Source organism: Methylomonas rapida, from assembly GCF_024360925.2.
GTDB lineage: Bacteria > Pseudomonadota > Gammaproteobacteria > Methylococcales > Methylomonadaceae > Methylomonas > Methylomonas rapida.
In genome coordinates, this window is record NZ_CP113517.1 from 3,634,587 (window position 1) to 3,646,981 (window position 12,395).

Here is a 12,395-nt window from a genome sequence, read left to right on the forward strand (position 1 = left end):
CAAAGCCGTTATCGATCATTGACTGTCGTAGGAGCGACGCCTCGTCGCGATTAACACCTTTCAAATCGCGACGAGGCGTCGCTCCTACAACTGATTTATCATTATTTTCCTACACCTTATAAACAGCCGATTACTTTCCGCTAAACACTAACGCGGTCTGCGCAAGGAACGCCGGTTAAAACAAACCCGCCGCCGCCTGCGGATTAAACGGGAAATATAAATGCAGGTAAGATGCCTGCAGCGAACCCGAGCGATAAAAACCTTCGGCTTGGCTGCGATTGCGTTGCGGCGCCGAATGCAACGCGGGCTCGAGTTCGGTTTCCAATTGCGAATGATGAAAGCTGTGGCCGCGGATTTCGCCTTGCTCCAGCCATAAACTTTGCATCCCCAGATTGACCAGCCGGCTTTGCATGCGGGCTTGCCCTTGCAGTAAGCCCGCCATCGGCGCCGAATGGCCTTCCTTGTCGGTCAAGCTGTCCAGCAAGAAACCACCGCATTCGGCATAGATCGGCTTATGGGCTTGATGATGCGTCCGCAAGGCTTGTTTCATCGCCCGGTTTTCGGCCAAGGCGTTTAGGTGCAATTCCGGGTAGCCGCCAGGCAAGTAGACACTATCCGCATCCGGCAGAGCTTGGTCGGTTAGCGGCGAGAAAAAACGCAATTCGGCGCCCATCGCTTGCAGACAATCCAGATTGGCCTGATAAATAAATGAAAACGCCGCATCGCGGGCCACGGCGATACGTTTGCCGGCCAGCAAACGCGGCGGCGCCTGGGTTTTAATTGGTGCAAACGCCACGGGTTCCGGCAAGCGACACGGCGCCAGGCTGTTCAATAATTCGCCGGCGCGAGCCAGGCGCTGATCCAGATCGCCGATTTCATCGGCCTGCAACAGCCCTAAATGGCGCGACGGCAAGCCGACCGCATCGTCGTTGGCCATTGCCGCCAGTAATGGCATATCGGACGGCAAGGCTTCGGCCAGCCATTGGGCATGGCCAGGGCTACCGACCTTGTTGGCGATCACGCCGGCAAAGGGCAAGCCCGCTCTGTAATGAGCCAAGCCAAAAGCCACGGCGGCAAAGGTTTGCGCCATGCCTTGCGCATCGATGACCGTTGCCACCGGCACCGCAAGCGCCTGTGCCAAATCCGCGCTGCTGCTATCGCCGTCGTACAAGCCCATGACGCCTTCGATCAAAATCACCTCGGCCTCGCTGGCGGCACGGTAAAGCAGCTCGCGGCAATGCGCCTCGCCCATCATCCATAAATCCAGCTGGTACACCGGCTGCCCGCAGGCATGCGCCAAGATTTGCGGGTCGATGAAATCGGGCCCGGTCTTGAAGACACGGACTTTAAGGCCTTCTCGGCGGTGATGATAGGCCAAGGCGGCGGTGACGGTGGTTTTGCCCTGGCCGGATGCCGGCGCGCTGATCAACATGGCCGGGCAGTGGCGAAGGAGAGATGAGTCGGTCATATTTATGGTTTGTTGCTACCCGTGGAAAGCCCGGCAAACATGGCCCACCCACCGTGGTGATGGATGGCGCGCGGTGTATAAACCGTGATTTTGTCTATCATTGAATTCACTGCCTGGAGTTTCCGTTAAACGAAGTGCGAGTTTTTTGTCTGTTGCCGGGGTATCATTGTCAAAGCGAGAAGTATAACGCCCTACTCCAGCGTGATGTATGTGAGTTTAGCGATATAAGTGACCTTATCTAATTTTTTTTTGTGTAATATCAGTTTTGGTCAAGCACGAAAAGAATCAGTAAAAACAAAATATTACCTTCAAAAAAATCAATGATTAGCAAGCCTAATTTATACACCAAGGCTAAGAAAATCTTTCGTCGTCCAATCGTCCATATAGCGGTTGCAGACAAATTCATGGCGCCGTATGTCGAATTCGTCAATGCTCATTTCGATCCGAATGACCATCTGTTTCTATTGACCAGACTTAATCAAAACTCCATGCCTCAGGCTGAGAATGTTACTGATTTAAGTGATTGTTCAAGGTTGAGTATGGTGCTTAAGTGGTTGTGGGCTATCGCTCGTGCACGTAAAGTCATCCTACACGGACTCTTTGACTCTCGGCTAGTTCGTATTTTGGCTCTTGTGCCATGGTGGTTGAGCAAATGTTACTGGGTGATTTGGGGGGGAGACCTTTACTATCACATAATGGATAAAAAAGATCCTAACTATCATAGAAATGAATACTTCCGCAAGTTTGTGATATGCCGACTAAGCGGGCTAATTACTCATATCTGCGGAGATTTTGAATTGGCGAGAAAATGGTATGGAGCTACCGGTCGGTGGTACGAGTGCTTTATGTATCCAAGCAATCTATATCATCAGCCTTGTATTAGAACAAGACCGCATGAAACTACCAACATTTTAGTTGGAAACTCTGCTACGGACACCAATAATCACATTGAGGCTCTGGATAAACTGCGCATATATGCCGATAAAAACATTCGTATTTATTGCCCTCTTTCTTATGGGGACTTTGAATATGCGCAGAAGATTTCAGACTATGGAATGACACTCTTTGGTGACAAATTCATTGCTTTGCGCGACTTCATGTCCTTCGAGAAATACCTGGATTTACTTGCACAAATTGATATTGCTATTTTTAACCACAATCGCCAACAGGGAATGGGGAACATTACGACATTATTAGGCTCAGGAAAAAAAGTATATATGCGAAAAAACGTTACTTCTTGGTCAACTTTTGAGCAATTAGGCGTACAGTTATACGACATCAAATTATTGAATTTAAATAAATTAGATTCAGATATTGCAAAACAAAATCACGACAATATCTCTAATTACTTTTCCAAGTCTATATTGGTAAAACAAATTATGGAAGTAATAAAATGATACATATTGTATTTCTGGCTTCCGGAAATGGTGGAAATATGAAGTTTTTTCACCAATCCATTCTTGATGACTTGATTACTGGCGTACGGTTAACGGTGATAGCTGACAGAGAATGCGGATCGATTTATTATGCAGATAATAATAATATACAAAATTATGTCATAAACTACCAGAGATCCGCCACCCTCGAACTCAGCACAACCTTACAAAAAGTAGAACCGGATATCATTGTTACAAATTGGCACAAAATTATTGACAAAAATACTGTTGCCAACTATTCCGGACGACTGGTCAATTTGCATTACTCTTTGCTTCCAGTCTTTGGGGGGCTAATAGGGATTGAACCAATTCAAAGAGCCTATTCAAAAGGATGTAAATTTATTGGTCCAACTTGCCACCTTGTAGATGAAGAGGTTGATTCAGGAACAATTCTGGCTCAAGCTGTTTTTCCAATTATTATTCCTTTGGAAAAGTCGATTGATTTAATGTTTCGAAAGGGATGTCTTGTGTTACTTAATGGTATTGAAATTATCCTTGGAACAAACCTAGCAAGACATAGAAGCATAAGCGGAGGCATGTATTCACCGAGGCTGACATTTAACGAAAGCGTATTTGATGAAGCTTTCTGGCAAAAAGTAGCCCTCGCATGAAAAAAGTCGCTATTCTTCAATCAAACTACATCCCTTGGAAAGGCTATTTTGATCTGATTGCTGCCGTGGATGAGTTTATTCTATATGATGACATGCAATATACAAGGAGAGACTGGAGAAATAGAAATATAATCAAAACACCACAAGGTCTTCATTGGCTTACCGTTCCCGTTAAAGCAAAAGGTAAATTTGAACAAACTATTCGGGATACGGAAATTGATGGATATAAATGGCGTGAACAACACTGGAAAACACTCATTTCAAACTATCGAAAATCTGCACATTTTTCAGATGTCGCCGAGATCATCGAGCCGCTTTATCAGGCCTCATATCGAACAATTTCCGAAGTTAACCTAGCATTTATTAAGGCAGTCTGCAATTATCTAGGAATTATTACAAAAATTTCCAACTCGTGGGATTACCATTTGATCAATGGCAAGACAGAGCGATTGGTTAATTTGTGCCAGCAAGCAAATGCAACTGAATATATTTCTGGACCTGCTGCAAAAGAATACATCGAGCCAGAATATTTTGAAGCGGCGGAAATAAGCTTAAGCTGGTTTGATTACCAGGGTTACAGAGAATATCCTCAATTATGGGGATATTTCGTACATGGGGTAACTATCTTAGATTTGATGTTTAACTGCGGCAAGGATGCGCCTAATTATATGCGTTATGTAAAGAAATGATTCCTTTTAATCTCCCACCACACACCGGCAACGAGGAAAAATTTGTCCTTGAGGCCATGAACAGTGACAAGATTTCCGGCGATGGCAAGTTTGGTCGAATGTGTCAGGCGTGGTTCGAACAAAGAATTGGTTGCGCCAAAGCATTGTTGACTCCATCCTGTACACAGGCTCTCGAGATGGCCGCCATTCTTATCGATACTCAGCCTGGCGACGAGGTAATCATGCCTAGCTATACCTTCGTCAGCACGGCAAATGCTTTCGTTTTGCGCGGGGCGAAAATCGTGTTTGTAGACATTCGCCCCGATACGATGAATATCAACGAGCAATTGATAGAAGCTGCGATTACGCCCAAGACCAAGGCAATTGTGCCTGTACATTATGCGGGTGTAGGTTGCGAGATGTCTGTGATTATGGATATTGCTGAACGACATGAGCTATTTGTCATTGAGGATGCAGCGCAGGGCATGATGTCATCTTATCGTGGTAAGGCACTGGGTTCATTCGGGCACATGGCGACTTACAGCTTTCATGAAACCAAAAACTTTACGAGTGGGGGTGAAGGCGGTTTGCTCCTTATCAATGATGAGCGCTTTATCCATCGAGCTGAAATCATCCGTGAAAAGGGAACTAACCGTTGTCAATTCTTCCGAGGCGCAGTAGACAAATATTCCTGGGTGGATTTGGGGAGTAGCTACCTGCCAAGCGAATTACAATCGGCCTATCTCTGGGGGCAGTTGGAATTGGCCGATGAAATAACCTTAAATCGCCTTGAGGCCTGGAATTTATACCGCGATGCATTCGCCGATTTGGCGTCGAAGAGATATATCGTGTTACCGAGCATTCCAGATAACTGCAAACACAATGGACACATGTTTTACCTGAAATGCAAAGATTTAGACGAGCGCGCGAAATTGCTCACCCATCTGAAGCAAAATAACATCCTAGCAGTGTTTCATTACGTGCCATTGCATAGCGCTCCTGCCGGGAAGAAATTCGGTCGTTTCCACGGGGAAGATGAGTACACCACCTATGAAAGTCAACGGCTAGCTAGATTGCCTCTTTGGTACGGGATTGAAGCAGCAGTGCGCCAACAGGTAATCGATCATGTTATCGAGTTTTATTCATGAATATCAGCTGCAATCACCCCAACCGTCAAGCCTTTAATTGGTTAATTTATGATATTGGCGACCAATGGCTTCTAAAACATGCATCTCTTTACAAAGGCGTGCTCTATGACCTCGGTTGTGGCGAAATGCCTTATCGCGACTGGTTGCTGCAATACGCAGACACCTATACTGGTGTGGATTGGAGCGATACGTTGCATAAACTCAACGCCGACATACTTGCTGATCTCAACCTGCCTCTGCCGATTGAAAACGAAATAGCGGATACCGTGGTTTCTTTTTCTGTCATGGAGCATCTAGCCGAGCCGCAGAATATGTTGAACGAAGCCTATCGTATAATTAAGCCTGGAGGGGCAATGATCCTGCAAGTGCCCTTCATGTGGTGGGTGCATGAAGCACCTTTTGACTATTATCGCTATACGCGCCACGGCCTGAAATATATGTTCGAGAAAGCGGGGTTCACGGATGTTAGCGTTTATCCGCAAACTGGCTTCTGGGTGATGTGGACGCTCAAATTTAACTATCAAACTACGCGCCTGATTCGAGGTCCGTGGCTGGGGCGTAACGTTATGAGGTTACTGCTGAGGGCTGTATGGGCGATAGACCAGCGCGTCGCGCCTTGGCTAGACCAACACTGGCGATGTGAGGAAGAGACAGCCGGTTATTTCGTGGTAGCCCACAAGCCATGAGTTTGGCAAATCGTACTTATTCAGCCGCTCGATGGACGACGACATCCACAGTGATTCGAGCCGGATTGCAACTGGCACAAGTGGCTGTGCTGGCGCGGATTCTTGCACCTCAGGATTACGGACTGATGGCCATGGTGAATTTAGTGCTAAGTTATGCTGGTTTGTTCAACGATATGGGTCTAAGCACGGCCTTTGTGCAGCGCCAATCCATCAGTCATGAAGAGCGAAGCAGTTTGTATTGGTTGAATGTGGTTGTTGGCGGAATATTGATGCTTTTAGTAATAGCAGCCGCCCCATTGGTTGCTATGTTTTTTCACGAACCGAAATTGGTTCCACTGACAACATTGGTTGCTACCAACTTTCTGGTTAATGCCTTAGGGCAACAATTACGCATGAATGCTGAGAAATCGCTGAACTTCCGCCCGGTTGCTTTAATTGAAATATTTGCAGCGGTAATTGGGTTTGCTATAGCAATGCTTACGGCATGGTGGTGGGACTGGGGTGTTTATGCGCTAGTTAGCTCCACAATGGTGAGTGCTTGGCTAACGCTGGGTTCGTCATGGCTCTTCTTAGCCAACGGCTGGCGTCCTGCTTGGCGTCTACAATGGGACGAAGTGCGCTGGTTTGTCCGATTTGGAGGGGGCATGGTTATCAATAATCTGATCAATCATGTCAACGCAACTGTGGACATACTGTTGGGAGGACGATTGTTAGGCACAAGCCTGTTGGGCTTATACAGTGTGCCACGCAATCTGATTCTGCAAGTGCAGTTTATGGTCAACCCCATATTCACTCGGGTCGGTTTCCCTCTGATTGCCTCAATCCAGCATGATCAAAAACGTGTCCGTGAGATATATCTGAAAACCATGAACATGACGGCATCAGTCAATACCCCCATCTACGTCGCCATGGGCGTGTTTGCCCCTGAAATCGTTTTGTTACTGCTCGGCGATAACTGGCAAGATTCCAGTCCATTGCTTAGGATTCTTGCCATTTGGGGATTGTTGCGGTCTTTCGGCAATCCTGTCGGAAGTTTGCTGTTTGGACTAGGGCATGTGCGATTGGCAGTCTGGTGGAATGCCGGACTTTTACTAATCGTTCCGCCGGTAATCTGGCTTAGTTCTAAATATGGTGCACTCGGCATGGCTTATTCAATGAGTGGGTTGATGGCTATCCTATTCGTGCCAGCCTGGGCCATTTTGATTCGCCCCACTTGCGGAGCGGGTTTATGGGAATACACACAGCAAGTGCTTATCCCTATATTCTGTGCATTGTTGGCAGGCGGGCTTGCTTGGTTATCGGTCATCCAATTCAATTTCTCTCCAATACGGTTGGCTATGGGGTTTTCAGTGGGCATTATCGCTTATTTTTCAATTAGCTGGATAATGAATCGAAAATGGTGTTTGATATTGTTTAGTGCTGTAAAACCAGCAAAACATGCGATTAACCTGAAAAAGACACTATGAGGAATCCCCTTATTTCGGTGATCATCCCGGCACGAAATCGTGAAAAAAACATTGACTATTGTCTTCGCTCAGTTCTTTCACAAACTTATTCCAATTTTGAGGTCATTGTCATAGATGATGGCTCTTTAGATGCAACACGGAAGATAGCGGAAGCTTTTGCCGATACAAGAGTACAAGTTATTTCCCATAAGAAATCGCTAGGCGCCCAAGCTGCGAGAAACACCGGCATCAAAAATGCACGAGGTGAATGGATTGCTTTTCAAGACAGTGACGATGAATGGATTCCTGAAAAACTTGAAAAACAGGTTGCGGCTTTAACTTCGATGAACTGGAATGATCGCTTGGTTATTCACACCGATCTTTATCGATATTATCCTACAACAAATAATAAGGAATTATGGACATTACCCAGCATAAACGGTAAATCTTCTTATCGCTCACTATTAATGTCGCCAGGACCTCTATTGCAAACAATGTTGGTTGCAAAATCCGCATTATTTGAAATCGGCTTGCTTGATGAACAGGTTCCATCATACCAAGAATGGGATACGGCCATTAGGTTAGCCAAAATTTGTGAATTTTTTCATATCCGAGAATATTTAGCCGTATATTGGTTACATGAGGGAGATACTATATCCAAAAACAAAAGGCTCGATATTGATGGCTATCGTTATGTTATCGAGAAGCACCGGGACGAAATATGCAACGTTGCTGGGAAAAAATATTGGCATCGGCATTTATCCAGGCTCGCACGCAATTGCACCAAATTCGGTTTTTTCAATGATGCTAAGACTATTATCTCGCTGATGCCTTTACTAAGCCATTGGCGATGGCGTGCAGTTTTATCTTTTTACGCAGCTAACTTGAGAAGGAAAAATAATGATTGAACGTATCATTTCAAAAAATAAGGAACTTGCTGTCATCATCCGCCATTCCTTCAAAAAAGAAGGTATTGAGTTTTTCACTCCCGGCACTTATTCCCAGCAAATCGGCTACATGAACCGCCCCGTCGGTTATAAAATTCCTCCGCACGTTCACAATCCTGTCGCTAGAGAAGTTCACTATACCAACGAGGTTTTGTTTATTAAAAGCGGTCGGGTACGCGTCGATTTTTATTCCGAGGAACAGGAATATCTGGAAAGCACGATTCTTGAAACCGGCGACGTGATTCTATTGGCCCTGGGTGGGCATGGCTTTGAAATGCTTGAAGCCACCGAAATCATAGAAGTCAAACAAGGCCCATATGCAGGCGATCAGGATAAAACCCGCTTTGACGCTATCGATAACGACCAAATCACAATGAGAAAGCCCGCATGATCCCGGTCAATGAGCCACTCTTGAACGGCAATGAAAAAAATTACCTGTTGGAATGCATAGAAACCGGCTGGATTTCTTCCGAAGGCCCCTTCATAAAACGCTTCGAAACCGAATTTGCCCAACGATTTGGCCGCAAACATGCGGTTGCCGTGGCAAATGGTACGGCTGCTCTGGATATTGCCATCGAGGCATTGGACATTGGACCGGGCGACGAGGTCATTGTCCCTGCCTTTACGATTATCTCCTGCCTTCACCAAATCGTCCGAGCCGGCGCAACACCTGTATTGGTTGATAGCTGTCCACTGACCTGGAATATGGACGTCAACCAGATCGAGTCAAAGATCACGCCAAAAACCAAAGCCATCATGGCCGTGCATATTTATGGTCTGCCTGTGGATATGCAACCCTTATTAGAGTTGGCGCAAAAACATGGTTTAAAAGTAATAGAAGACGCCGCCGAAGCGCACGGTCAAACTTACAATGGCAAACCTTGTGGCAGTTTCGGTGATATCAGTACCTTCAGCTTTTACCCCAATAAACACATTACCACCGGCGAGGGTGGCATGGTGGTAACCGATGACGATGAACTTGCCGAACAAGCGCGAGGCTTAAGGAATTTATGCTTCCAGCCGGCCAAACGTTTCGTGCATGAACGCTTGGGCTGGAATTACCGAATGACCAATATGCAGGCCGCATTGGGTGTCGCGCAATTAGAACGCCTGGATGAGTTTATTCAACGCAAACGCGAAATTGGCGGGCTTTATTCCGAATTATTAAACAACCTGCCAGGGGTACAATTGCCATTGATGCAAACAGAGTATGCCCAAAATATTTTTTGGGTTTTTGGCTTAGTGTTGGATGAATCTTTAGGCCTAACCGCAGAACAAGCCATGCAGCGGCTTGCAGGCCAAGGCATCGGTACACGGCCTTTCTTCTGCCCCATGCATTTGCAACCCATTTTAAGGAATATGGGCTTTTTTAATAATGAAACCTATCCAGTGGCTGAAAACCTGTATCGATTTGGTTTTTACATCCCCAGCGGCTTAGCCTTGACAAACGCACAAATTGAGGAAGTGGCCCATGTTTGCCGTGAGATTTTGCAATGAATAAGGTATTTGACCACTATGCTCGCTATTACGATTTACTTTATCAGGATAAGGATTATGCGGCTGAAGCGGCGTATGTGGCTTCGCATATTCAAAAGTGCAACCCAAGCGCACAAACAATACTGGAGCTTGGTTGTGGAACAGGCGCGCATGCCGAGTTTTTAGCTCGCCTGGGTTTTAGCGTCATCGGCGTGGACATGAGTCAAACCATGCTTGAGCAAGCTGAAACTCGAAAAGCGGGGTTGCCAATCGAAATTGCAGAAAAACTTACTTTTATCCAAGGTGATGTGCGCAGTATTCGTACCGGCGAATATTATGACGCTGTAATATCTCTATTTCATGTAATGAGTTACCAAATATCAAACTCTGATCTAGAAGATGCCTTTGCTACAGCCGCCACTCATCTCAACCCTGGAGGAGTTTTTTTATTCGATTTTTGGTATGGTCCCGCTGTCTTATCACAAAAGCCTGAAACTCGGGAAAGAGAGCTTGAAAATGAGAAAATTAAGATATCACGCATCGCAGAACCTGAAATGTTCCTAAGCGAAAACAAAATTAATGTGAACTATAGGTTTTTGATTGAAGAGCTCGCTACAGGAAAGATCACAAAAATGTCTGAGAAACATTGCATGCGTTATCTTTTCAAACCAGAGCTCGAGTTGTTCATGAAGCATGCCGGATTTCAACCGGTTTCTTTCGTTGAATGGATGACAAATACTCCTATGACCAGCGACGGATGGAGTTCATTTTCGGTAGCTAAATGGGTGGCATGAGGATTTTAATAATTGGATTTCAGCCTTACGAGAATATAACCTACCCTCACTTAAAACAGGTTGTACAGCATTTTACGGCTTTCGGCAGTGATTACGCGCTATTCCGTGAACGGGGCTATTTTATTGATGAGGCTTTTAAACCTGGTTTATCTCTAAAAGCTTTGCTTCGTTCCGCGTATACATTCAGTACAATCGCGATTGACTCGATTAAGCTAATCGCAAGACGCCTTCTTACTCAGTACGATTTAGTGATCGCGGTAGATAATTTTGCATTCATAACCGCATCAACCTTATACACAAATGTCATACTCTGGAGCCACGATTTTGTGACCGACGATCAAGAAAGAAGCAGCGCCTGGATACACAAACTGATTAAGAGCAAGCTGTCGGAAAAATTGAATAGAAAGGCTAATATTATTATTCAAGACCAGACCCGATTAAGTTTATTCTGCTCGCGGTATCACCCCGAAGGGTTATATACCTCTAATGTCTTCTTCCTGCCAGTATCGCTCAGAGCCTCGGATAATTATCTTGAATCAAAATTGCAACAAACGCCAGTGTTACTACAAATTGGAGGCATTAATTGCTGGCGATCAATGAGTGACAAGCTTCTTTGCCATTATCAATCGCATTCTAGGGAGTATGCACTGGCATTTCACGGATTTATCGATAAGGAAATGCAACAAAAAATCAGAAACGCCGAGCATCTTCCTTGGACGTCATCGATCGACTTAGACGCCAACTGCGTAAATAAAATCGTTTCAAAATGCGACATCGGATTTGTTGCCTATAACGCCGGCGATTTCAATTTCTACTATATTGGAAGAGCATCAGGACAGTTGGTGGAATTTCTTAGATGCGGCAAACCAGTCATAGCACTCGGCAAAACCGATTTGCAGCGTCTCGTCGACGAAAAAAAAATTGGTGTGGCAATCAATCACATAGACGATCTTGATGCCGCAATAGCCAAAGTCTTATTTAACTATCCGACCTATTCGTCGAATTGCAAGAAACTGTATGATGAAGTTTACAATCTCAACAATTATTTGGATCATCTGACCGATTGGGTTATAGAACGAGCTGTACTATGAACTTATTCGGTAATCTATTAAGAGAAATCCTTTATAACCCATGTCGCCATATCAAGAGCTTACCGTTCGTATCAGTTGGTAGAGACACCATTATATTGCCGAGCGCTCGATTCACTTTTCGGCTGGGCGCCAAGAATTTCCAAGGAAAGATAACCATCGGTGATAATTCGATGATCGGCGGTGAATTTATTTTCGAATCGAACAATGGCGAAGTTTCGGTCGGTGATGGCACGTTTATCAACAGTGGTACACGTATCATATGCAGAGAAAACATTAAAATCGGCTCTAATGTCACGATCGCGTGGAACTGCATCCTTTACGACCATAATTCTCACTCCCTCTCCTGGACCGAGAGGAAAGTGGACTTAAGGCAACAAATTGCCGATTTCAATGCGGGTAAAAATTTTATCCATGGAAAAAATTGGGCAACCGTTAAGTCGCGCCCCATCGTCATCGGAGATAAAGCGTGGTTAGGATTCGGTGTAACAGTTCTAAATGGTGTGCACATAGGTGAAGGCGCCATAATCGGCGCATCCAGTGTAGTTAGAGCCGATGCGCCAGCATGGACTATAGCTTACGGAAATCCTGCTACGCCTCAAAAAGCAATCAATAAATAAAGGTCATT

At 45.3% G+C, this 12,395-nt stretch carries 13 protein-coding genes; 12 read left to right on the forward strand and 1 reads right to left on the reverse strand.

Features of this window, described 5'->3' with window-relative positions; genetic code table 11:
* Positions 1-175 precede the first annotated feature (175 nt).
* Positions 176-1,468, reverse strand: a complete 1,293-nt coding sequence (locus tag NM686_RS17120) for a cobyrinate a,c-diamide synthase (protein WP_269021872.1) — start codon at positions 1,466-1,468, stop codon at positions 176-178.
* 320 nt (positions 1,469-1,788) lie between these two features.
* On the opposite strand from NM686_RS17120, the gene NM686_RS17125 reads away from it, so the two are divergent.
* The 12 genes from NM686_RS17125 to NM686_RS17180 are packed head-to-tail and all read left to right on the forward strand — an operon-like array spanning position 1,789 to position 12,387.
* Complete coding sequence (locus tag NM686_RS17125; protein WP_255189065.1) at positions 1,789-2,865, forward strand: TDP-N-acetylfucosamine:lipid II N-acetylfucosaminyltransferase; 1,077 nt, start codon at positions 1,789-1,791, stop codon at positions 2,863-2,865.
* Positions 2,862-3,515, forward strand: a complete 654-nt coding sequence (locus NM686_RS17130) for a formyltransferase family protein (protein WP_255189066.1) — start codon at positions 2,862-2,864, stop codon at positions 3,513-3,515. The genes NM686_RS17125 and NM686_RS17130 overlap by 4 nt, the downstream gene beginning before the upstream one ends.
* The gene (locus NM686_RS17135) at positions 3,512-4,204 is read left to right on the forward strand and encodes a WbqC family protein (RefSeq protein WP_255189067.1); all 693 of its coding nucleotides are present in this window, start codon (positions 3,512-3,514) and stop codon (positions 4,202-4,204) included. Before NM686_RS17130 ends, NM686_RS17135 begins: the two co-directional genes overlap by 4 nt.
* Complete coding sequence (gene rffA, locus NM686_RS17140; protein WP_255189068.1) at positions 4,201-5,331, forward strand: dTDP-4-amino-4,6-dideoxygalactose transaminase; 1,131 nt, start codon at positions 4,201-4,203, stop codon at positions 5,329-5,331. Before NM686_RS17135 ends, rffA begins: the two co-directional genes overlap by 4 nt.
* Complete coding sequence (locus tag NM686_RS17145) at positions 5,328-6,017, forward strand: class I SAM-dependent methyltransferase (protein ID WP_255189069.1); 690 nt, start codon at positions 5,328-5,330, stop codon at positions 6,015-6,017. Before rffA ends, NM686_RS17145 begins: the two co-directional genes overlap by 4 nt.
* Positions 6,014-7,483 (forward strand): MOP flippase family protein, encoded by a 1,470-nt coding sequence (locus NM686_RS17150; RefSeq protein WP_255189070.1) that lies wholly within the window; start codon positions 6,014-6,016, stop codon positions 7,481-7,483. Before NM686_RS17145 ends, NM686_RS17150 begins: the two co-directional genes overlap by 4 nt.
* A 17-nt stretch (positions 7,484-7,500) precedes the next feature.
* A complete protein-coding gene (locus NM686_RS17155; protein ID WP_255189071.1) occupies positions 7,501-8,370 on the forward strand; it encodes a glycosyltransferase family 2 protein in 870 nt (289 codons plus the stop codon).
* Positions 8,363-8,800 (forward strand): cupin domain-containing protein, encoded by a 438-nt coding sequence (locus NM686_RS17160; protein WP_255189072.1) that lies wholly within the window; start codon positions 8,363-8,365, stop codon positions 8,798-8,800. Before NM686_RS17155 ends, NM686_RS17160 begins: the two co-directional genes overlap by 8 nt.
* Complete coding sequence (locus tag NM686_RS17165; protein ID WP_255189073.1) at positions 8,797-9,906, forward strand: DegT/DnrJ/EryC1/StrS family aminotransferase; 1,110 nt, start codon at positions 8,797-8,799, stop codon at positions 9,904-9,906. Before NM686_RS17160 ends, NM686_RS17165 begins: the two co-directional genes overlap by 4 nt.
* A complete protein-coding gene (locus NM686_RS17170; protein WP_255189074.1) occupies positions 9,903-10,679 on the forward strand; it encodes a class I SAM-dependent DNA methyltransferase in 777 nt (258 codons plus the stop codon). The genes NM686_RS17165 and NM686_RS17170 overlap by 4 nt, the downstream gene beginning before the upstream one ends.
* Complete coding sequence (locus tag NM686_RS17175; RefSeq protein ID WP_269021873.1) at positions 10,667-11,770, forward strand: glycosyltransferase family protein; 1,104 nt, start codon at positions 10,667-10,669, stop codon at positions 11,768-11,770. Before NM686_RS17170 ends, NM686_RS17175 begins: the two co-directional genes overlap by 13 nt.
* Positions 11,767-12,387, forward strand: a complete 621-nt coding sequence (locus NM686_RS17180) for an acyltransferase (protein WP_255189076.1) — start codon at positions 11,767-11,769, stop codon at positions 12,385-12,387. Before NM686_RS17175 ends, NM686_RS17180 begins: the two co-directional genes overlap by 4 nt.
* Positions 12,388-12,395 lie beyond the last annotated feature (8 nt).